This window comes from Streptomyces sp. NEAU-YJ-81 (assembly GCF_017592595.1).
Lineage (GTDB): Bacteria > Actinomycetota > Actinomycetes > Streptomycetales > Streptomycetaceae > Streptomyces > Streptomyces hygroscopicus_B.
On the sequence record NZ_JAGFNO010000008.1, the window covers coordinates 333,642 to 354,595 of the forward strand.

At 69.1% G+C, this 20,954-nt stretch carries 18 protein-coding genes and 2 pseudogenes; 14 read left to right on the forward strand and 6 right to left on the reverse strand.

What is annotated here, in order from left to right:
- Window positions 1-36 precede the first annotated feature (36 nt).
- The gene (locus tag J5X86_RS20965; RefSeq protein WP_014054887.1) at window positions 37-273 is read left to right on the forward strand and encodes a hypothetical protein; all 237 of its coding nucleotides are present in this window, start codon (window positions 37-39) and stop codon (window positions 271-273) included.
- A 299-nt stretch (window positions 274-572) separates the two neighbouring features.
- On the opposite strand, the gene J5X86_RS20970 is transcribed toward J5X86_RS20965, so the two are convergent.
- Complete coding sequence (locus J5X86_RS20970; protein WP_208518268.1) at window positions 573-3,035, reverse strand: MFS transporter; 2,463 nt, start codon at window positions 3,033-3,035, stop codon at window positions 573-575.
- A 128-nt stretch (window positions 3,036-3,163) separates the two neighbouring features.
- On the opposite strand from J5X86_RS20970, the gene J5X86_RS20975 reads away from it, so the two are divergent.
- From J5X86_RS20975 to J5X86_RS20985, 3 genes are all read left to right on the forward strand, one after another.
- Window positions 3,164-3,778 (forward strand): MarR family transcriptional regulator, encoded by a 615-nt coding sequence (locus tag J5X86_RS20975; RefSeq protein ID WP_208518269.1) that lies wholly within the window; start codon window positions 3,164-3,166, stop codon window positions 3,776-3,778.
- A 198-nt stretch (window positions 3,779-3,976) separates the two neighbouring features.
- Window positions 3,977-4,372, forward strand: coding sequence for a DUF427 domain-containing protein (locus tag J5X86_RS20980; protein WP_208518270.1), 396 nt, complete (start codon window positions 3,977-3,979; stop codon window positions 4,370-4,372).
- Window positions 4,373-4,440: 68 nt separating this feature from the next.
- Window positions 4,441-4,923, forward strand: a complete 483-nt coding sequence (locus tag J5X86_RS20985; RefSeq protein WP_208518271.1) for a hypothetical protein — start codon at window positions 4,441-4,443, stop codon at window positions 4,921-4,923.
- Window positions 4,924-4,988: 65 nt separating this feature from the next.
- Here J5X86_RS20985 and J5X86_RS20990 read toward each other — a convergent pair whose 3' ends face one another.
- Entirely contained in the window at window positions 4,989-5,657 is a 669-nt protein-coding gene (locus J5X86_RS20990; RefSeq protein ID WP_208518272.1) for a lytic polysaccharide monooxygenase, read from the reverse strand.
- 348 nt (window positions 5,658-6,005) lie between these two features.
- Between J5X86_RS20990 and J5X86_RS20995 the strand changes: the two genes are divergently transcribed.
- The 4 genes and pseudogenes from J5X86_RS20995 to J5X86_RS21010 form a co-directional block, all read left to right on the forward strand.
- A complete protein-coding gene (locus J5X86_RS20995) occupies window positions 6,006-6,440 on the forward strand; it encodes a hypothetical protein (protein ID WP_308124668.1) in 435 nt (144 codons plus the stop codon).
- Window positions 6,441-6,447: 7 nt separating this feature from the next.
- The gene (locus tag J5X86_RS21000; protein WP_208518273.1) at window positions 6,448-8,268 is read left to right on the forward strand and encodes an alpha/beta hydrolase; all 1,821 of its coding nucleotides are present in this window, start codon (window positions 6,448-6,450) and stop codon (window positions 8,266-8,268) included.
- Window positions 8,265-9,224 carry a hypothetical protein gene (locus tag J5X86_RS21005; RefSeq protein ID WP_308124669.1) on the forward strand — a complete coding sequence of 320 codons (960 nt, stop codon included), beginning with the start codon at window positions 8,265-8,267 and terminating at the stop codon, window positions 9,222-9,224. Before J5X86_RS21000 ends, J5X86_RS21005 begins: the two co-directional genes overlap by 4 nt.
- 322 nt (window positions 9,225-9,546) lie before the next feature.
- Window positions 9,547-9,687: pseudogene (locus J5X86_RS21010) on the forward strand (ATP-binding protein); the annotation flags it as partial.
- Between the two features lie 36 nt (window positions 9,688-9,723).
- Here J5X86_RS21010 and J5X86_RS21015 read toward each other — a convergent pair.
- Window positions 9,724-13,647, reverse strand: coding sequence for an AAA domain-containing protein (locus J5X86_RS21015; protein WP_208518274.1), 3,924 nt, complete (start codon window positions 13,645-13,647; stop codon window positions 9,724-9,726).
- Window positions 13,648-13,653: 6 nt separating this feature from the next.
- Window positions 13,654-14,085 (reverse strand): hypothetical protein, encoded by a 432-nt coding sequence (locus J5X86_RS21020; protein ID WP_208518275.1) that lies wholly within the window; start codon window positions 14,083-14,085, stop codon window positions 13,654-13,656.
- A gap of 556 nt (window positions 14,086-14,641) precedes the next feature.
- Between J5X86_RS21020 and J5X86_RS21025 the strand changes: the two genes are divergently transcribed.
- From J5X86_RS21025 to J5X86_RS21035, 3 genes are all read left to right on the forward strand, one after another.
- Entirely contained in the window at window positions 14,642-14,911 is a 270-nt protein-coding gene (locus tag J5X86_RS21025) for a hypothetical protein (protein WP_208518276.1), read from the forward strand.
- Complete coding sequence (locus tag J5X86_RS21030) at window positions 14,904-15,542, forward strand: DUF6879 family protein (RefSeq protein WP_208518277.1); 639 nt, start codon at window positions 14,904-14,906, stop codon at window positions 15,540-15,542. The genes J5X86_RS21025 and J5X86_RS21030 overlap by 8 nt, the downstream gene beginning before the upstream one ends.
- A gap of 94 nt (window positions 15,543-15,636) precedes the next feature.
- The gene (locus J5X86_RS21035; RefSeq protein ID WP_308124670.1) at window positions 15,637-17,964 is read left to right on the forward strand and encodes a tetratricopeptide repeat protein; all 2,328 of its coding nucleotides are present in this window, start codon (window positions 15,637-15,639) and stop codon (window positions 17,962-17,964) included.
- Between the two features lie 37 nt (window positions 17,965-18,001).
- Here J5X86_RS21035 and J5X86_RS21040 read toward each other — a convergent pair whose 3' ends face one another.
- Window positions 18,002-18,475 (reverse strand): ATP-binding protein, encoded by a 474-nt coding sequence (locus tag J5X86_RS21040; protein ID WP_208518278.1) that lies wholly within the window; start codon window positions 18,473-18,475, stop codon window positions 18,002-18,004.
- Between the two features lie 139 nt (window positions 18,476-18,614).
- Between J5X86_RS21040 and J5X86_RS21045 the strand changes: the two genes are divergently transcribed.
- The 3 genes and pseudogenes from J5X86_RS21045 to J5X86_RS21055 form a co-directional block, all read left to right on the forward strand.
- The gene (locus J5X86_RS21045) at window positions 18,615-19,493 is read left to right on the forward strand and encodes a helix-turn-helix transcriptional regulator (RefSeq protein ID WP_308124671.1); all 879 of its coding nucleotides are present in this window, start codon (window positions 18,615-18,617) and stop codon (window positions 19,491-19,493) included.
- Window positions 19,490-19,684 (forward strand): DUF397 domain-containing protein, encoded by a 195-nt coding sequence (locus J5X86_RS21050; RefSeq protein WP_208518279.1) that lies wholly within the window; start codon window positions 19,490-19,492, stop codon window positions 19,682-19,684. Before J5X86_RS21045 ends, J5X86_RS21050 begins: the two co-directional genes overlap by 4 nt.
- Window positions 19,685-19,984: 300 nt before the next feature.
- Window positions 19,985-20,407: pseudogene (locus tag J5X86_RS21055) on the forward strand (site-specific integrase); the annotation flags it as partial.
- A gap of 9 nt (window positions 20,408-20,416) precedes the next feature.
- Here the strand turns inward: J5X86_RS21055 and J5X86_RS21060 are convergent.
- Window positions 20,417-20,954, reverse strand: a 538-nt coding sequence (locus tag J5X86_RS21060; protein ID WP_208518280.1) for an IS5 family transposase, incomplete at its 5' end; no start/stop codon positions are given.

A 20,954-nucleotide genomic window follows, 5' to 3' on the forward strand; every position in this document is an offset into this window, starting at 1 on the left:
GAAACCAGGGGACTCGTCTGCGCGGGAGTGGGTCCGATGGCAGTGAGCATGCATGTGGTCTGGAGCAAATGCGAGCCGGGACGCGTCATCTACGAGACGCATGCGATCGAGACGGTCACCGACGGCTCGGGCGTCCACGCGACCGTCGACAGCCACACGTATGAGATCTCCGTGCGCAGCCGTGCCCAGGCGGAGTCCATCGCGGACGAGGAGGGCTACGAGCTGTACCGGAAGGGCGAGGCGTGGGAGAGCCTCCCCGAGGAGGAGGAATGAGTAAGGAGCAGCGCCCGGGGGCGCTGCTCCTTACCTCTGGTTTTCGCTGACTCAACGGGCCTGCCGTCGCCTGACGGGCCTGCCCGCGCGTAGAGCCTTCAGCGGCGACGCCGGAGCTTGAGACCGACGGGGCCGTCTCTAGCTCGGGGCCGGAGAGGGGGCCGTCTCTAGCTCGGGGCCGGAGGCGGGGTCGCCTCTAGCTCGGGGCCGTCTCAAGCGCCGGGCCGGAGGCGGGGTCGCCTCTAGCTCCGGGCCGGAGAGGAGACCGTCTCAAGCTCCGGGCCCGAGACGGGGCCGCCTCACTCCTCGCCGTGACCCAGCAGGAAGTCCACATCCCGCCGCTCGGTGCCCGCCGCGCCGCCGACCGTGATCTGGCGTGTCGCCGGGGCGTAGCCGCTGGCCACCACCGTGTAGTGATCTCCGGTGAGCGCCTCGAAGCCGAAGGACCCGTCGTCACCGGTGATGACCTGGCCGACCACGTCGCCGGAAGCGTCCAGCAACGAGACCCGGGTGTCCCCGAGCGGCCGGCCGCCCCGGTCCCGTACGGTGCCCCGGACCCGGGCCGCCGGCGGTAGCTGCGCGTCCACCCGCACCGGCTCACCGACGGTGAGCTCCACCTGGGTGGCGTACGGCCGGTGCCCGGCGGCGGCCACGGTCAGCGTGTACGTCCCCGGGGCCAGTTCCGGCAGCGCGAACTCGCCCTTCTCGTCGGCGGTCGCCGACGCCGCCACCTCGCCCTCGGGCCCGGTGGCCGTGGCGGTCGCACCGGCCAGCGGCTCCCCGCCGACGGCCCGTACGGACCCGGTCAGTCCGCCCCCGCCGGACAGCCGCAGATCGCAGACGACGGGCAGGTCCGTCACCAGCAGCGTGGCGGCCTGCGGCTGGTACCCGGCGGCCGAGCCGATGAGGACGACGCTCGCGGTGTCCGGGGCGGGCACGCGGTACCGGCCGTCGCGGCCGGTGACCGTACGGCCGAGCTGACGGCCGCCGGTGTCGATGAGGGTGATGGCGGCGTCGGCGAGCGGGGTGTCGCCGGGGCCGAGGACGCGGCCGTGGATGACGCTGCCGGTGAGGGCGGGCATGTCCGCCGCCGCGTAGTCGGCGTAGGCGACATCCCCGACCTCTGTCGCAGACTCTGTCGCAGCCGAGGTGGCCGAGGTGGCCGAGGTGGCCGAGGTGGCGACGGCGGCCGGGGCGCCCACGAGAGCGGGGGCGGCCACGGGTGCGGCGTCGGCGACCGGGGCGGAGTCCGCCGCGGTCGCGGGCGCGGTCGCGGTCGCGGGCGCCGAGGTGGCCACGGGAGCCGAGCCCGCCAGCCCGGCGCGCCGCCGCGCGGGCAGGAACAGGGCGATCAGCAGGCCGCCGACCGAGGCCGCACACGCCACCAGGAACGACGTCTGGAACCCGTCCTTGCTCGGCAGCGCCACTCCGCCGAAGTCGGTCGTCTGGTGCGCCAGGATCACGCCCACCACCGCGCTGGAGGTGGACATGCCGATCGACCGCATGAGGGTGTTGAGCCCGTTCGCCGCCCCCGTCTCGGCGGCCGGAACGGCGCTGACGATCAGCGTGGGCATCGCCGAGTACGCGATGCCGATGCCGATGCCGAGCGCGGTGGACAGCACCACGATCTGCCAGATGTAGTCCATCATCACCAGGCCGGCGCCGTACGTCGCGCCGATCACGATCAGCCCGAGGACCAGCGAGAGCTTCGGCCCCTTCGCGGCGTTGATCCGCGCGGACAGCGGCGAGACCAGCATCATCGCGACGCCCATCGGGGCGAAGTAGAGCCCCGCCATGACCATCGACTGGCCCAGGCCGTAACCGGTGGCCTTCGGGAGCTGCAGGAGCTGCGGAAGGATCAGCGACATCGCGTAGAACGAGAAGCCCACCATGATCGAGGTGAGGTTGGTGAGCAGCACCTGACGCCGCGCCGTGGTCCGCAGATCGACCAGCGGCTCGGCGATGCGCAGCTCGAAGACGCCCCACAGCAGCAGGATCACCACGGCCGCGCCGAACAGCCCGAGACTGGTGCCGCTCGTCCAACCCCAGTCACCGCCCTTGGTGATGGGCAGCAGCAGACAGACGAGTCCGGCCGTCAGCCCGAGCGCGCCGATGACGTCGAAGCGGCTGGGGGTGCGGACGGAGGACTCCGGGATGACGGCGAGCACCAGGGCGATCGATATCACGCCCAGCCCCGCGGCCCCGTAGAACAGCACATGCCAGCTGGTGTGCTGCGCCACGAACGCGGCGGCGGGCAGCCCCAGCGCGCCGCCGATGCCCAGCGACGAGCTCATCAGAGCCATCGCCGAGCCCAGCTTCTGCGGCGGCAGCTCGTCCCGCATGATGCTGATGCCGAGCGGGATGGCCCCCATGGCCCCGCCCTGGATGGCCCGGCCGATCACCATCACCACCAGGTCGGAGGTGACGGCGCAGGTCAGCGAGCCGATGACCATCAGCGCCAACGCGACCATCAGCATCCGGCGCTTGCCGAACATGTCCCCGAGCCGGCCCATGACCGGGGTGGAGACGGCGCCGGCGAGCAGGGTGGCGGTGACCACCCAGGACGCGTTGGAACTGGTGGTGTGCAGCAGTTGGGGCAGCTCGGTGACCAGCGGAACGACCAGCGTCTGCATGACGGACACGGCGATACCGCAGAACGCGAGCACCGCCACGAAGCCACCGCCGACCTCCCGCGGGAGCGGCGTGCCGGACGGCGCGGCGCTCAGCGGTTCCGCGAGGCGAGGTGGGGCTGACTGGGGCATGCGAATGCCGCCTCCAAAGAGATTTCGAGAGATGTGCGATAAGTGGAACGATGAGAGATGTGCATCCTACACATGACGTGTATCGTGCACACTTCGATTGAGGGGCGCGGGGGAGGCGAGGAGGAATCGTGCTGGATCGGCGGCTGGAGCGGCTGGAGCGCGAGCTCATGCTGGTGGCCAGGTGTTCAGTCCTGACACCCCGCGAACGGAAGGTCCAGGCGACGGAGGCCCACGAGGCCGAGCCCCAGAAACCCAGCACGAAATCGGACGCCCGCACGGACACCGGCAAGGACGCCCACCCGGACACCCGCGCGGAAGCGCACACAGCTCCCCAAACCAACCTCGGCGCCGAATCCTGCACCCCCACCCGCCTGGACCGCTCCGGCTATCTGCTCCTCTCCCGCCTAGACGCCGAGGGCGCGATGTCCATCGGTCAGCTTGCCGACGCCTTCCAACTGGACGTCTCGACCGTCAACCGCCAGACCGGCGCCCTGCTCCGGGCCGGCCTCGCCGAACGCATCCCGGACCCCGACGGCGGCCTGGCCCGCAAGCTCCGCATCACCCCGCAGGGCGCCGACCGCATGGCGGCGGAACGGACGTGCCGGCAGACCGACCTGTCCCGGCTGCTGGAGTCGTGGCCCTCCGAGGAGGTGGCCCGCCTCGAGGACGTCCTCACCCGCTTCAACCGCGAGGTGGAGCGCCAGGAGGGCCGCGCCTGGCCCCGCGAGACGGGCGACGCGTAACGCCCTCCGGAATAACGCGTAACGCCTTCGGAATGACGGCGGCGCCGAGGACGTTGCCGCAGACAGGACACATGACGCCTGTCACACCGGGAAGCAGCCGGAAGACACCGGAAGGTGCCGCCCGGGAGCCCGGGAGACACCCGAAAACGTGTCCCACTCACCCGGAACCGAACCGCATACCGAGGAGGCCAGGAAGAGATGACCACCCCCGCTTCCCACCCGCAGACCACCGGCACCGGCGGACACCGCGTGGACGTGGAGCGCGGCTCCCAGCACGTCACGGTCACGATCGACGGCCGCGTCGTCGCGGAGTCGACCCGCCCCCTGCTCGTCCACGAGACCGGTCTCCCGGTCCGCTACTACCTCCCCCCGGAGGACGTGGACCTGACCCTCTTCCAGCCGACCGAGTCCCACACCATCTGCCCCTTCAAGGGCGAGGCCGCGTACTGGACCTACCGCGGCGCGGCAGGCGACGAGGCGGAGCCCCGGCCGGACGTGGTGTGGGCGTACCCGCAGCCGATCGAGAAGGTGGCGCAGATCAAGGACCATCTGTCGTTCTACGACGCGGTAGCGAAGATCGACGTCTCGGAATAGCGCAACAAACCGCTGACATCACCCCATCAGGGGCCTTCCGGGAACCCCCCGGAGGGAACCCCTGACGCGTGCACATCCACGCGTACTCGTGGCTGGGCGAGAAGGAGCTGTTCGACCGGGAGGCCGTCCGCCGCCCACCCGACCACCCCCGCCCGCCCATCACGGCGGCGGACGAGGAGTACTACCGCGAGGACGAGGAGCGCTACCGCACCCTCCTGGAAGCCTTCCGCCACTCGGAGCTCCCCCCACTGGAAACGTCCCTCTGGCTCCTGAAGTCCCCCACCCTCATCCGCGCCACCTTCGAAGAGCCCAAGGACGCGGCGGTCTGGCTGGGCCGCGAACTGACCGAACACGCCCCCGGCTTCCTCTCCCACCAGCAAGCCGACACCGCCCGCCTGGCCCCCCTGGTCACCACAGCCGCCGACCGCCTGACCCACGCCGGGGACGTCTCCTTCGGCTTCTACCTGGGCCGCACCTCATTCCTCTCCCTGGCCCTGGTCACCTGCACCCCCAACCCCTGGGTCCTGGACCTCCCCTGCCCCCTCAGATGACCCCGCCGGACAGGGCGCATCCGGCGGGGTCGTGGCGCGGGTGCCTGAGCCGTAAGGGGTGCCGCTCAGCCGAAGTTCACGTCACTGCACAGGAAGTACGTCTGGTCCATGTGCGACGCCTGCCAGATCGTGTAGACGACGTGGCGGCCGGTGTAGCCGGAGGTGCTGACGTCGATCGCGTAGTTCTGGCTGGGGGCGTACTTGCCGGTCGTGGTGACCAGTTGCAGGTCACTCCACTTGAGCGGCTGGGTGGTGGGGTCGTACCCCTGGCGGGACACATACACCTTGAAGTAGTCCGCACCGTGGCTGGCCTGGTCGTACAGCTTGACGGTGAACTTGCCGCCGATGTTCGTCGTCTGCCAGGCGCCCGGCGTGTCCAGCGAGTTGTAGCGGCCGCCCTCGGTGTGGCCACCGCTGCACAGCTGCCCGTCCGGGATTACCGCGGGGAAGTTGCCGGCGGAGCCGTTGCGGTACAGCCCGTTCCAGTTCCACATGGCGTTCGGGTTGTCCTGCCATGCCTGCCAGCACATGGGGTCCAACTGCGCCATCTCAGGGTTCTGGAAGTCGTCTCCCCAGCGCAGCCAGCAGCCGTAGTTGCGGGAGGCCGGGTCGACGACCGATCCATGGGCGCTCGCGGTGGTGGACCACGGGATCAGGCACAGCAGCGCCGCGGCCAGCAGACCAAGGGCGCGAGACGCCCAACGTAAGAAATTGCCGCGTTCATGACAAATCATTTCGCGATCTTCCTCCATCGTCCTTGGGGGAGTGGGTCATGGGAGCGCTCCCATATTGGGCTGTTTCCCCGACGATGAGACCCCGAAACATTGAGCCGGGGCGGCCACGCAGTCCGCGCCGCAGAGTCAATGCGGCACCTGCTCGGGATGGGCCCGGGGTGATGGTGTGGCCGCTGCCGGGCCCGGTGGGCGATCAGCCCGGATAAGCCGCGCAGGCGTCAACGCACCTGCACGCACACTCCCCCAGCCAGGGAGCGCGTCGTACCCCGTCTCGCCGCGCCGAGTACCGTCCCAAAAGTAGGCCACAATAGGCTTGTTGAGTGACCTGAGTCGGGGAGGGCTAACGGGGTGACGTTCGCGCATGAATGGACCCAGCTCAAGCAGGACGCCGCAGGGCGGATGAGGCTGGACAGTGCTGATAAGGGCTCATCGGGGGGAGCGGGGGACCTAAAGTCCAGCAAGGTGGCATGGCGTAAGGCGGGTGAAGGCGTCGGGTCGCTACGTGAGGGCATCGCAAACGCTCTGACGAAGCTCGACGAGGGGCAGAAAGGCTTAGGCAAGGACGCGGGGTGCCAAACTGCCGCGGCCCAGCGCGCGGTCCTCGACTCCTGGAAGCGTTACGCCAAGGACGTGAGCAAGCGGTGCGGTGAGCTCAGGAAGGCGATGGAGCAGACAGGCCACGACCACGCGAATATCGACCAAGCGGTCAAGGACGAGGTCGACAAGCTGAAGGCCAAGTACGAGGACACGCCCGCCGTCGGCGGCCGGACCGCGCACGGGTGAGGCGGGCATGGACTTCAAGACGCTCAAGGCGCTCAAACCATCGGAGTACGAAAACGCCGCCGACGGGTATCGCGCGATGGGGAACATGGCGTCCGCGGCCAAAGAGCATATCGACAACCAGATAGCGGTCGGGATGCGGAATTCCCTGAAAGGCGAGGCCCTGGGGGCGGCGCAGGGACAGTTACGGCAGCTGTCGCAGAACTTCCATTACACACAGGTGGAATGCGGGCTGATCAGTACGGCACTGAACGGTTTCGCCTTCGATGTGGACGCGGCGAAGAAAAAGCTGGATGCGGCGTTGGAAGATGCCGGGTCTCACAAGTTCACGGTGAACTCCGACGGCTCGGTCAGCTATCCGGCGGCCGGCAAGGAGAGCGAGGGCAAGAAGCCCGAGGGCGGTAAGGCCGACGGTGTCACGGATCCGACGGCGTCGGCGGTCGACCGGCAGGCGGCCAACTTCGATCCCAACCCGAACTTCAAGATCGCTCAAGGCATCGCCAACCGCATCGCGCATGCGCTGGAGGAGGCCACGGAGGCGGACGAGAAGTGGGCGCCGAAGCTGCGAGCACTGAAGGCCGACGACGATCTGATCGTTTCGGGCCGTGACTGGGTCGATGTGAAGTCCGACACCGGCGGGGTGAACAAGGCCGCCAAGGACTACCTGGACTTGATCAAGGACCCGCCCAAGCACGGCACCGCCAAGGAGAACGCCTCGTGGTGGAAGGGCCTCAGTGAGGAGCAGCGGGCCGAGTACATCACCCTGCACCCCGACTCGGTCGGCCGGATGGACGCACTCCCGGCCGCCGTACGCAGTGACGCGAACCAGCTTGTGCTCGCCGAGACCCGCGGTGCCGCACAGGGACAGCTCAACGACTGGCTGAAGAAGGAGCCGAAGCACTACGAGCCGTACCTCAACCCGATGACGGGCACCACCATGGAGAATGTGCAGGTGCCGACGGAGGCGTGGAAGAGGTGGGACGCGAAACGCAAGGAGATCCAGGGCCGTATCGACGGAATGGACGCCATCCAGAGTCGCTTCGACACCTACACTGGTGAGGACAAACGCCCCTATCTCCTGGGCATCGACAACAAGAATCGCGGGCACGCCATCGTGTCCATAGGCAATCCCGACACGGCGGACAACGTGGCCACCTACGTGCCGGGAACCTTCGCCAAGCTGAGTTCTGTCGACGGTGACATCCGCAGGGCGGAGCTCCTCCAGAGGCAGGCGGAGCGGGCGGATCGGCATCACTCGACGGCGTCGGTTCTCTGGCTGGGCTACGACGCGCCCCAGAGCATCGTGGGAGACGCTTCGGAGACCAAGTACGCCGACCAAGCCCGCCAGCCCCTGAACGACTTCCTGACCGGTATCGATACGGCCCACGGCGGAAATGTGAACTCGACGCTCGTGGGTCACAGTTACGGCAGCCTGGTGGCCGGTGAGACCATGCGGGACCACCCCGATGTGCCTGTGGACAACGCGATCGCCGTGGGCAGCCCGGGCATGGGGGTCAAGCATGCCGACGACCTGAACATCCCGCGGGACCACATGTGGGCGGCCACCGCCAAGAACGACTTGATCAACCTTGCTCCTCCCAAAGCGGGATTCCTGGCGCCCTTGAACCCGATGGAGTACGTCCGGCTCTTCGACGACCACACGATCGTCCACGGGACCGACCCCACGACCGATGACTTCGGTGGTCAGACGTTCAAGGTCGCCGATGGGAAGGCCCCCGGCTCGGACGGACTCATGCCCGCTCACTCCCAGTACTGGGAGGGAAAATCTCTCAACCACATGGCCGAGATCGTTACCGGAGGGCGACCGTGAAACTACGCACCATGATGGTGGCGGTCGCCCTGCTGGCCGTGGCGCTCGCGACGGCGGCGTGCGGATCGGAGCAGGACGGCCAGGGTAAGCACGACAAGGCGACATCGAAGCAGGTCACCATGGACGAAGAGCAGGCCACCAAGCGCGCAGAAGAGATCATTCACCAGGCTGTCGATGGCATGTCGCCCAAACCGACCCTCAAGCGAAGTGGCCCCGTGCCCGTGGGTCCTTGCGTCGCCGATGATCACGGTTCTGACGATCGGCTGCAGCTCAGCCTCAGCTACGACCTCACCGGGGTCCCGGGCTCGGCGGCCAAGAAGCTGGTGCGGCAGGCCCGGGACGCCTGGGTGAAGCAGGGCTACAAATTCCAGGACTCCGATGAGGACTGGTCCAAGCCCTTTCCAACGGTCGACATGCGCACCGAACCCGATGACTTCTGGATGGACGCCGTCACCGGGGTCGTGGACCGGGCCAAGGGGGAGGGCCTCGCCTCCATCGGGGTGACCTCGCCCTGCTTCGCCCCTGCTGGGGACTCCGCGTCCAAGGCCGACAACACGGCTCTGCACTCGGCTCCGACCGCCGACGACCCCGGTGTGCGCCATGCCCTCGACCACTCCAGCCGGATCTACGACGCGTTGCGGGTCAGGCACGCCACACGGGGCGAGGGCGACGGCGTGCGCACCGTTCAGGACGCCGACGGCACCTGGCTCCACCACGACTGGTCTACCGACCCGCTCACCGCCGAGGAGGCAGCCGACGCGATCGGACGGGCACACGCGTACCTCAAGAGCGCCAACTGGACCGTACGCCACGTCGCCACGGATGCCCCGGTGCCGGCCCTGTTCGCACTCCACGAAGAGGACGAAACGGTCGCGCAGCTCGTCCCATCGGCCGAGGGAACGCTGCGCGTCGCGGTGACCGCACCCGCCGCCCAAGCCACCGTCACGGACATCTGAGGGCGTCAAACCGCTCCGGGCTTCGGCCTGTCCACACCTGTCGGGAACCAACGGCCCGGCCTGCTCTGCACTTCCGTGCCGTGATCCGCCTCGACGGGCGGGATGGCCCGGGACATGCGCCGCCCGGATGCGCGACGACAGACCGCCTGGGGAAGCCGGGCGGTCTGCGGTCGGCCAGCTCCGGCTTCCGGACTCTCGGTGCGAATGTCGTCGGGCGGCGCGTGCTGCGTTTCGGTGCTCAAATCGACGCCGCCGGACTTTCCGGAAGAGGCGGGAACGCCCGTTGCCGAGCGTAGGCTGACCTGCGGATCATGTCGTGTGTGCCCTGGCCCGGGACATGCTCGCGGTCCCCGGCGCCCAACCGGACACCCCGCTCGTCGCCGTCTCCCGCTGCGGCGTCGAGGACGGCCTGCCGCTCGCGGCGCACTGGGGCCCGGAAGACCTGGTTCGCGCGTGGCAGTAGCCGGAGAGGCAGTGCCTCAGAGGGCGGATGCCGGGGTCAGCCGAACAGCGGTGCCAGCATCTCCTCGCCCGCCAGGATCCGCCACGCCGGCACCCGCACCGTCCGGCCCACCTCGCACGCCTTCGCCCCGTGGCCACCGGACGGGAGTCCGGTGAGCAGATCACCGCGGGCATGCGTCAGCCGCAGGTGCCTCGCCGGGTCCCGGCCGGGCGGTGGTCCCGTGCCGATCAGTACCGCCGTGTTCTCCCCGTCCACCGTGTACACCAGGTCCACCGCGTGGCCGCCGACGACCGCCGCGCGCTCCAGATCGGTGATGCCGTGCTCGACGAGGTACTGCTGGAGCCGGTCGGCAAGCTCTTCGCGGAGGGCGGTTCCCGGACCGGCCACACCCCGCACATCGCCGACGGCGTCCCCGGCGCCAGGGGCGTGGTCATCACTGGCTCCCGCCCCCAGCAGCGCCGAGCGCCCGGCGAGCATCGCGGGAAGACCGTTCTGCCCCTGCCAGAACGCGTGACTGCCCACCGTAATCAGCTGCGACTTGGCCCGCGTGATTGCCACGTTCCACAGGTTGACCTGGCCGGCCACCCAGTGTGTTGTCCTCGGCGGGGTGTTGAGCGTGGCCACCGGGCTCAGCACCATCACATCGCGCTGCCCGCCCTGGAACGCGTGCACGGTCCCCACCCGCACCCGGCCGTCGTCGCGCCACACCCGGGCCAGCGCCTGCTTCTGCGCCCGGAACGGCGTGACCACGCCCACCGTCGCGTCCTGCGGCAGCCGCGCGAGCAGTTCGTCCACCACGCGCCGCACCGCCCCGGCCTCGGCGTCGTTGCGCCAGGACTGTCCGTCGCCGCCCCGCGCCGATTCGCCGCCCGGCACATCCACCCAGCCGAGCACCGGCCCCGGATCGGCCGCCCCCACAGGGTCGAGCGCCGGGACCTGCCGCCGCACGTCGGTGAGCACCTGCAACTGCCCCGCGTAGCAGTAGCCATTGACGACATCGGCGATCCGCGGGTGGCACCGGTAGTGCTCGTCGAGCAGCAAGGCAGTGTCACCGTGCTGCACGGCCGCGTGGTACGCGGAGTGCACGTGGTAGGCGAGCCGGTGGTCCTCCAGCTGCGCCGCGCTCAGCCCGGCCCGGACTCTTGCTTGCCGCTCCTGTTGCGGTGCGATGTTGGCGATGTGGCCCAGCTGCATCGGGTCGCCGATGATCAGTGCCCGCCGGGCCCGGAAGAGCAGCGGCAGCACCGACGGTATGGAGCACTGGCTGGCCTCGTCGATGACGACGAGGTCGAACAGCTTCGGGGCGAGTTCGAGCTGCCGCACCGAGTGGGTGCTGATCGCCCACCCCTTGAGGTGAGCCATCAGGTTCTGCTGGCTCTTGCGGAATCCCCGACGGCTCCGCAGCGCCTGGAGCCGCTGCCCCATCAGCCCGCGCGCCCGCGCCAGTGCCTCCGCCGACACCGCCCGGGACAGTTCCGCGGACAGCTCCGACAGGACATCCGCCGTCTCCAGCCGCTCCCGCTTCAGCCCGTCTTCGTCCCAATCGGTGTGCCCGGGTACGAGTTCCCGCAGTCGGCGTTCCACGGCCACCGCGTCCGCCAGGGCCGCCAGCAGCTCCGGCGGCACGGGCCGCTCGTTCGCCCACCCCGGCCACGGTGGGCCTTCGCCCTCCGAGGCCTCGGCTGCCGCGACCAGCGCGGCCAGTGCCCGCGCCCTGCGCCACCCGCCGAGCAGCCACCGGCGGGCCCCGGCCGCCTTTCGGGCCCTGGCCTCCCAGCGGCCCAGCGAGGCCGTACCGTCCCCGGCTACCGCTGCCGCCCACGCGGACTCCAGCAGTGTCAGCGGCAGCTCCAGCGCGTCGGCCCGTTCCTTCCGTTCCCGGAGCAGGTACAGCAGCCGTCCCTCCTCGCCGACACGGCGTTCCGCCTCCTCCCGCTGCCCGGCGGCCCGCGCATGGGTGTTGCGCAGCTCTCCGCCCACGGTCGCCGAACCCCGCCGCGTGGCCTCGATAGGCTCGCCGAGCAGCCGCTCCAGCTTCTCGGCCTCCTCCTTCAGCGCCTTCGCGTTGCCCGTCCGCATCATGAGCCCCGGCGCCACGTCGTCGCAGCGCTTGGCGACGACGTCCACCGCCTCGTTGTTCGTGGACGCGACCAGCACCGACTGCCCGGCGGCGACACACGTGGTGACGGTGGCCGTGACCACCTCGCTCTTGCCCGTACCGGGCGGCCCCGTGGCCACCGTCAGGGCCCGCGTCATCGCCGAGGAGATCACCAGCTCCTGGCTCTCGTTGCACGGCCCTGGCGCCACCACGACGGCCGGGGATTCCGTCTCCGCGTCCGCCTCGCCACTGCTCAGCAGCGCGTCCAGCGCGGTGCCGGGGATCTGCCCGGTCCGCGTCGACATCTGCAGCAGGTTGTCCACCAGACCCTGCGTCGCGTTCGCCTCCACACCGGACGGCACCAGCAGGACGGCCGCGTTGTGCGCGCCCGGCCGCAGCGCCTCATTCACCGTCCGCTCGCTGAGCGCGGACGGATCGAGCGGCTCCAGCTCCGGCAGCTTCAGTTCCTCCAGCAACTGCCGCACGGCCCGCAGCATCTGCGTGTCGTTCCCCTCCTGCCAGGTCGGCTGCCAGCCGGCGATGAGGTCGGCCGCGTCGTCCGTGTCGAGCAGTTCCGAGACGACACCGGTGTGCAGGGACGGCACCCCGGTCGGACAGAGCACGTCCTGGCCGTTCTCGTCCGGCGCGAGCTCCATCTGCTGGACCAACAGCGGCGCGATCATCACGGGCGTACGGCGTCCCCGGCTGCCTCCCTCGCGTACGGGGAGCGTGATGGCCGGATAGCCGTACCAGTACTCCTGCTGCGTTCCCGCGTCGCCGTCGCCCCGGCCTTGCCGGGCCTGCGGCCTGGACAGTTTCCCGGGCGCCCGAAAGGTCGAGCCCCGCCCCGACTGGATGATCTCCTCGTCCCTGCCCAGCAGGAAATACCCCGAATCCCGCTCCTTGTCGCGGTCGGGCAGCATCCCGGCCGCCGCCTCGGCGGTGAGGCACTGCACGTAGTAGTGCAGCAGCCGCTGCCAGTCCACGCCGTCCCGCGCGTCGAGCGCCGCTAGTTCCCGGGCCTTCAGCAGGGCGGGGGACTGACGCGCCGCCTCCGCCGCGTCACGCGGAGGCGTCGGGAGGTGGACGGGACGCGCCACGGACAGTGCGAAAGGCAGGCTTCGTGTGGCCCGGAACGTGGATTTGGTGGGGCGCTGTTCCTCGGGCACGCCCTTGCGGGTCATCTGCGCCGTCAGGTACTCGAACAAGTCGTCCGGAGTGATCCAGCCGCCGCCCTTGATCAGTCCGTTCCGAAGCCCCTCCACGATCTCACCGGTGAACCGGGACGTGCCGAGCGTGGACCCAGGCGGCGCCATCGCGGAGGCGGACTGCAGTGCGTCGGACGCGGTGATGAAGTACACGCCGGTCGGCCGCAGCAGGGTGCTGGGCACGGGCCGCTCGTCGGCGTCACCCGGGGCGCCCTTGGCGGTCCAGCCCTGGACGACGGACCCGCTGGAGCAGCAGTCCAGCAGCACGAGCTTCGACGGGGCACGGCAGGACTGGAGCACCCGCTCCAGGAACTGTGCCGGTACGGCCGTGCCCGGCAGGTCGTTCGGGTCCGCGTCCCGGGTGAGGAAGTACAGCTGGTTGTCGTCCTCGCAGAACTCGCCGTGCCCGCTGAAGTACAGCAGGGCCGTTTCGCTCGGCTGCCGCTCCTCCAGGAACGTCTCAATGGCGTGCAGCATCTCGGCCCGAGTCGGCTCGGCGACCATCGCGCAGTCGTTGTACATGCCGATCTCGGTATTCTCCAGCACCGCCCGCATGTAGTGCAGGTCGGCGCGGACGGGCGGGAGATCGGGGTAGGCGTCGCTGTCGTACGTGGAGACGCCGACGAGCATGGCGTACCGGTCGTTGTCGGTCATGCGCGCTCAGCTCGCCGTCGTCGCGTCGCCGTCGCCTTCACGGCCGTCGGCGGGCTGGTCACCGCCCGCGAGGAACCGCTCGATCCGCTCGTCGTCCTCACGCGCCTCCTTGCCGGTGATCTGGAGGGTCGCGCCGTCGGGCCGCGTGGCGACGATCGTCCGCTGCGGTACGCGGGACAGCCAGAGCTGCACCCCGGCCGCGACCAGCGAGCCGGCGCTGATCAGCACCCCGATCGTGTCGACGGACAGCCCGCCCTTGGCCCTGGCATGGAGCCACGTGTCCTCGGGCGTGCGCTGCCGGGGGACGTCCAGGGCCGCGCCCGGATCGGCGTCGGCGATCTCGGCGAGGAGTTCGCGAGCCTCTTTGCGGGCGCGCAACGGATCCTCGTCGACGATGGAGATCCGGTATCCGGTCGGGTCGTTGGGCGTGGTGGTCACGGTGCTTTCCCCCTGGGCTTCCGTGGTGTGGACGGCTCACACGAGCGCACGAGGTTAGTCCGTGGGGCTGACAGCGGCGTGCCTGTTGCCCTAAACCGCTGAGTAATTGGCGTGAAAGCGGCTGAACGGCGGCGCTCACCCGTCCTTCACCGCAGGTGCAGCTCCGCCCATATGGTCGGCCCCGATCCGTTGACGCGTGGGAGTGACCGCCCAACGAGTTGCCATCTGGGCGACGATGAGCAGGGCGCCGGCCCGACTCCGCCACGGCCGCTGCGACGTATGCGGATAGGCCGGATGGCCCGGTTGCGTGCGCGAGCGGCTTCAACGATGTCCCGGACGCCTCGTGATCGAGTACTTCTGGGCAGGCCCGCTCAAGCTCTTTATGCCACCGAACATGTTCTTGAGGCGATCTCGGGCACGAGCCGGCCGACCCTGGCGAGATCCACACGCTGGGTGAACCGCGTGACGGCCGTGGGGCGACCCCCTCACCTATGGGTGTGTCCCTGGATACAGTGGGTAGCCACAGCGTGCTCGACCACCTCGACCGGAGGCAGACATGGCCCGTGCCTGGGAGGCTGACCCGTCCGCGTTATTCGAGCGTCGGCTGGGGAAGTCGGCCGAAGAGCTCGGTAACTCCGACGGCAATGACGAGTGTCCGGACATCTGGCAGCTCGACAACGGTGATGTGGCTGTGATCGGCAGGGATCTGACAGCCGTCTACGGCCCCCGCCTGCCGCAGGGCGTGAACCTCGCTCCTGATGAGCGGCTGGTCGTCATCCCGGGGAACATGCTCAGCGCGGCCAAGAAGGACATCGCCGATGCTTGATCTCCTCGCCCCCGTTCTCGTTCCCGAGCAGGGCGATCGGCTCACCCGCACCGCCTACAAGCAGGACTTCCGGCAACGGGAGGACGCGGTCCGTGACGGGAGTTCCTGGAAGCTGGAGCGCCGACAGCACTTCGAGGAGCAGGGCAGTCCGAGCCGGGACGCCCTGCGCCGGGGTGACTGGGATGAGGCGCTGCGGCTTCTCGCCGACCGGCGCGACTCCCTGGCCGCGGCCGCTCAGGAGGACGAGCGCAGGGGGTATGCCTTTCACCGTGTGCGGGTGGTCGAGAGCCCACTGACGCCGTATGTGCGGTGGGAACTCCACTCCCAGCGGCAGCGTGCGGAGTACGGGCAGCGGATCAGGGTCGTCCCCGCCGAACAGGTGGCCGCCTCGGAGGACACCGGCCCGCTTCCGGAAGTGGTTGTGCTGGGCGGCCGCACCCTCTTCCAAGTCGTGTACACCGAAGCAGGAGTTGCGAACGGCGCGATCCGCTACACCGACCGTGACCTCGTCGAGCGCTGGGAGAACTACATCAAGGCGCTCTACGCGGTGGGTGAAGAGGTGATCTCCTACTTCGACCGTGAGGTGGCGCACCTTGATCCGCCGACGCTGAGCGACGCGGGAAGGGAGTAGGCCGATCACATCGCCAGGCGGACAGGACGAGCACTTCGGCAGCTCCCACTCCGAGCTGTCGGGATCCTCACGTGACGTCGTCCAGGCGAGAAGTGTGCACGGAGGCATCCACTTCCACGCGCAGCGCACACCGGACCCGGGGAGCTCCTCCAGCCCCGTCCCACGCCAGTTACCGGCCGATGTGGGCGGATTCGTCAACCGAACCGATGAGCTTGGCCAGTTGAATGCCGTCCTCACCACCGAGGACGGCGGTCCGCTTGTCGTCTCGGTATACGTGATCGCCGGCACCGCCGGCGCCGGAAAGACATCGTTGGCACTGCGCTGGGCACACCAGGTCCGAGAGCGTTTCCCGGATGGCCAGCTGTACGCCAATCTGCGCGGCTACGACCCCGGAGAGCCGGTCGCGGCACGCGAGGCCCTGCACCGCTTGCTGACCTCGCTCGGTGTCCCCACCGGAGCCGTACCGCAGGATCTCGACGCGGCCGCCGCGCTATACCGCTCGTTGCTGGCCGACCGCCGAATACTGGTTGTCCTGGACAACGCGGCCACCGTCGGCCAGGTCAGGCCGTTGCTGCCGGGGAGCGCTCACAGCCTGGTGCTGGTCACCAGCCGCAGCCGGCTGTCCGGCCTCGCCGTCCGGGACGGGGCCCGCCGGCTCACGCTTGGCGTGCTGCCGGAGCCGGAGGCGGTTGCCCTGCTGCGGGTCGTCACCGCGGGATACCGGCCGGTCGATGACGAACGGCAGCTCGCCGAATTGGCCCGGCTATGCGCACGACTTCCGCTCGCTCTGCGGATAGCCGCGGAACGCGCCGCCAGTCACCCCCACCTACGACTGGACGACCTGATCGCCGACCTACGCGACGAATCGGCCCTCTGGGACGCCCTGAGCACCGGCGACGACGAGGAAGCCGAAGCCGTCCGCACCGTCTTCGCGTGGTCCTATCGCGCCCTGTCCGAGCAAGCCGCCCGTCTGTTCCGCCTGTTGGGCTTACACCCCGGCCCCGAGTTCGGACTGCAGGCCGCCGCGGCCCTGGCCGGGTCGACCAGCATCAGTCGATCCCGGCAGCTGCTGGACTCTCTGGTCGGTGCTCATCTGCTGGAGCAGACCGCCCCGGACCGTTACCGGTTCCACGACCTTCTGCGCGCCTACGCCATCGATCAAGCCCAGCACGAAGAGCCGCCGGCCGAGCGGGAGGCAGCTCTGCGCCGCGTGCTGGAGTGGTACCTGCACACCGCCGATGCCGCGCAGAGCTGGATCAACCCCGCCGAGGACCGCGTAACCCTCACGCCTACCCCGGACGACATCAGCCCGCTGACCTTCTCCGAGTACGACACCGCCGTGGACTGGGCCGAGCGAGAACACGACAACCTCCTCCAGGCGGTACGTATGGCGGCCGACGCCGGGCATGACCGACTGGCGTGGCAGTTGTCCACCGTCCTGTGGAACGCGCAGTTCCCTTCCGCCTCAGGCACAAGCTGGCCGACCGTGGGCCGCATCGGACTGGAGGCAGCCGAACGGCTGGGAGAACGCGCCGCACAAGGCGCACTCCACACCTACCTCGGAATGGCCTACACCCGCCTCAACCGCCAGACCGAAAGCCTCGAATCCCACGAGAACGCGCTGACGATCCGGCGCGACCTGGGCGACCGCCTTGGCGAAGCACGCTCACTCAATTTGATCGGGCTGAACCACCTCCGCGCCAGACGACTCGACACCGCTGCCCACCACTTCGAGCAGGCCATCTCCGCCTTCCAGGAACAGGACGCCGCCCACTGGGCTGCCACGGCGATGTCCAACCTCGCGACCACCCACTACCGCGCCGGGCGGCTTCCAGAGGCGGCGACCGTCATCGACCAGGCCCTGGCAGTGCACCGAGCCCTAGGCGATCAGCGTGGCGAGGGCAACATCCTGCGCGTGCTGAGCGACGTCCAACGCGAACGCGGCGACGTCGAGGCATCCCTGGCCTCGACCCAGGCCGCCCTCGACATCGCACTCAGCCTCCGTAACCTGCGCCTGGAGGGCTTCTGGCTGCTGACCCTCGGCGACGCCCAGCAGGCGAACGGCCAGTACGCCGAGGCCCTGACCTCCTACCAGCGGTCCGCCACACTCCACCGCCGCCTCGCCGACCGCAGCCGAGAGGCGCTGGCCTGGCAGGGGGTTGGTGAGGTGTACCGCCGGCTCGGGCGTCCAGCAGAGGCGGCCGACTTCTACCGCCAGGCTGCCTCGACGCACCGCGACCTCGGTGATGAGTGGCACCAGGCCCTGGCCCTGGATGGCTTGGCTGCGGCCGTACTCAGCGAAAGGCCGGAGGAGGCCCGTCGGCACTGGGCGCAGGCGCTGACGCTCCTCGCCGACTTCGATGACGCTCGAGCGGTAGCGGTGCGCGAGGGCATCGAACGCCAGCTGACAGCAGCAAGTTGAAGCAGCGGCCGAGGCGGAGGCCGACGTCCGGTGCGGTTCAGGACGGGGGACCGGCGCTGAGCTGGAGTTCAGCCCACACAGTCTTGCCGCACGGGTGCCTGGGATCGACACCCCAACGCGTTGCCAAAGACTCGACGAGAAGAAGACCTCGCCCATGCTCGTCGCAGGCATCCGGGGGCGTGACAGAGACCGGACGCGGAAGCCGCTCGCCCCGGCAGTCGGCGACTTCGATACGCAAGGTGGCAGGCCCAGCCCCCGGCCTCGTCAGGACAAGATCCAGCAGGAAGTCCCGGCCGGGTACACGACCGTGCTGAACGGCATTCGCGGCGAGTTCGGCAACGAGCAGCGCGGCGGTGTGCGTGGACTCGTCGTGGTGGCTCCAGCCCCAGTCGGCGAGCTGCTGCACAGCGAGACGACGGGCGAGGCGCGCCCCGCGTCGGGTGGGGCTGAGGCGCTGACTGAATCGGTGGGAACCCTGGACGAGTTGGTGAGGGTGAATTTCCTGCGACATGTCACAGAGCGTGGCCGCACGCTCCTACGCTGACCAGGAAGACGGCCAGTACACAGCGTGCTGGTACCGGCACGTTCGGCTGGTTGTCAGGGGTGGCGGGCGTGACCGTATGGGCGTACGACATGGGGTGGTGACTCGGGTGACGGATACAGATATCGGCCCGGACGGGGAACGGCGGCCTGAACCTCGGGACGAGACGGAAAGCGCGGCGGACCTCAACAGAGCCGTGGGCAAGCAGGTCAAACTGCTCCGTGAGCGGTCGGGGTGGACTCAGAAGGAACTCGGCAACCGACTCGGCTACAGCGAGGACCAGATCGCGTCGCTGGAGCGCGGGCGCCGAACGCCGCAGCCGGAGTTCCTGGATGCCGCGGACGACCTGCTCGGCGCGGAGGGCTTGTTGAGCGTCACGAAGGAGGACGTGGCGCAGGCGAAAGCGAAGGCAAGGGTTCGGCATCCCGCGTGGTTCAGGGACTACGCACGATTGGAAGCACAGGCTGTCGAGATCAACGACTACAGCAGCCATGACATCCCGGGCCTCTTCCAGACCGAACGACGTGCACGGGCTCTGTACGAGATGCGAAAGCCACTGCTGGAGGAGGAGACCATCGAGCAACGAGTGACCTCTCGCCTTGATCGGCAGAAGATCCTGACTTGCTGGCCCCCTCCCATGGTGACCGCAGTGGTGGAGGAGGCTGCGCTGCGTAGGCCGCTCGGTGGCTGGGAGGTACACAAGGAGCAGTTGGAGCAGTTGCTCCGGCTGGGACGGCTGCGCAGCGTCGAACTTCAGGTGATGCCGCTGGAACGCACTGAGCACGCCGGGATGGGCGGGCCCTTCATCCTGCTGACCCCCAAGGGAAAACCGCAGGCCGGATACATAGAGGCTCGGAACCACGCGCGACTGGCGACGGACGCCGAAGAGGTCCGTATCCTGGCCGCACGCTACGGCACCATCAGGGCCCAGGCACTCACGCCAGGTGAGTCCCTGGAACTGATCGAGAGGATGCAGACACAACGATGAGCACTGAGGATTCCGCGCGACTCGCTTGGTTCAAGAGCAGTTACAGCGGCAACGAGGGCGGCGCGTGTGTGGAGGTCGCCACAACGCCCGACGCTGTGCACGTGCGGGACTCCAAGGAGCCAACGAGGCCCCAACTCGTTTTCACCCAGCAGAGCTGGACAACCTTCGTGGCCTTCGCGACACGCCCCTGACGTACGAGGCGGGGATACGCCCAAGTGATCCGTATCCCCGCGCGTACCCACAGATCAGCCCAATACCTTCACGACGGCGAGCCCGATCCAGCCGATTGCGTCCGTGACATCGGTGTCGGAGATCTCGCGTCGTGCGCTTGAGGCCGCCGCCCACCGGCCCCGGCGTCGTGGGCGACGAAGGTCGCGCCCGACTGAAGCTGAGGTTCAGTAGTCGTTCTGTGTGACCTGCGCGGCACGAAACGTCCTCCTGCTCGGCGCCTCCGCACACGGCTCCGGCGGCCCCTTGCCACCTAGGCGTTCCGGGGCCTGAAGGCGCGCGAGGCGTCCACTGACCGGCCGGTCCCCATCCCGCCGGTCCTGGTCGCCATCCTCCGGGATCACCTGAAGGAGTTCGGGGTCGCCAAGGAATGGCGCGTGTTCGGCAACGAGCGCGGGGGAGTGGTCGGCTCATCTACCTACTGGCGGGTGTGGGAGGAAGCGCGGGCGTATGCGCTCCCGCCCGAGCGCATCGACTCGCCGTTGGCCGGGCGCCCGTACAACCTGCGGCACGCGTGTATTACGCGGTGGCTGAATGCTGGGGTACCAATCGCTGAGGTGGCCCGACGGGTCGGCAACTCGGCGGAAGGGATTCACCGCCGGTATCACGGCTGTATCGACGGACACGAGGAAGTCGCCAACGCGAAGATTGATCAATCTTTGCTGGACGACGGTGACGCGATCTAGGGTCCGTCTTCAAACGGATCTTGCCCAGAGCAGGAATGACGCGAGACTGACCGCTGCTTCGTATGAGGTGGCGGTCTTGTCGTATCTGGTGGCGATTCCGCGGAAGCCTTTGAGCCGGTTGAAGCAGCGCTCGACCACGTTGCGTTGTCGGTAGATCTGCCGGTCGAATGCCGGTGGGCGACCTCCGCCGTTACCTCGGTTACAGCGGTGTCGCCGTTGGTCGGTCTTCTCCGGGATGGTGTGGGCGATTCCGCGTTTGCGCAGGTAAGCGCGGAAGCCGCGGGAGCTGTAGGCCTTGTCAGCGATGACTTGGTCGGGCCGGCAGCGGGGTCGGCCAAGGCCAGTGCGCGGGACGCGGATGCGTTCCAGGAGGGTCCGTGCGCAGATGCTGTCGTGGCGTTGCCCGGGTGTCAGCAGGACGGCGAGCGGGCGCCCTTTGCCGTCACAGGAGAGGTGGATTTTGGTAGTCAGCCCTCCTCGGGATCGACCGAGGGCGTGATCGTCTGGTTCGTCCGGCCGGTGGATCCCCCTTTTCGGCCGGTGGCGG

Bases quoted from the DNA above. Each gene is read 5' to 3' on its own strand.
- J5X86_RS20965 (WP_014054887.1), top strand. From the start codon at position 37: ATGGCAGTGAGCATGCATGTGGTCTGGAGCAAATGCGAGCCGGGACGC.
- J5X86_RS20970 (WP_208518268.1), bottom strand. From the start codon at position 3,035: ATGCCCCAGTCAGCCCCACCTCGCCTCGCGGAACCGCTGAGCGCCGCG.
- J5X86_RS20980 (WP_208518270.1), top strand. From the start codon at position 3,977: ATGACCACCCCCGCTTCCCACCCGCAGACCACCGGCACCGGCGGACAC.
- J5X86_RS20990 (WP_208518272.1), bottom strand. From the start codon at position 5,657: ATGATTTGTCATGAACGCGGCAATTTCTTACGTTGGGCGTCTCGCGCC.
- J5X86_RS21000 (WP_208518273.1), top strand. From the start codon at position 6,448: ATGGACTTCAAGACGCTCAAGGCGCTCAAACCATCGGAGTACGAAAAC.
- J5X86_RS21015 (WP_208518274.1), bottom strand. From the start codon at position 13,647: ATGACCGACAACGACCGGTACGCCATGCTCGTCGGCGTCTCCACGTAC.
- J5X86_RS21025 (WP_208518276.1), top strand. From the start codon at position 14,642: ATGGCCCGTGCCTGGGAGGCTGACCCGTCCGCGTTATTCGAGCGTCGG.
- J5X86_RS21030 (WP_208518277.1), top strand. From the start codon at position 14,904: ATGCTTGATCTCCTCGCCCCCGTTCTCGTTCCCGAGCAGGGCGATCGG.
- J5X86_RS21040 (WP_208518278.1), bottom strand. From the start codon at position 18,475: ATGTCGCAGGAAATTCACCCTCACCAACTCGTCCAGGGTTCCCACCGA.
- J5X86_RS21050 (WP_208518279.1), top strand. From the start codon at position 19,490: ATGAGCACTGAGGATTCCGCGCGACTCGCTTGGTTCAAGAGCAGTTAC.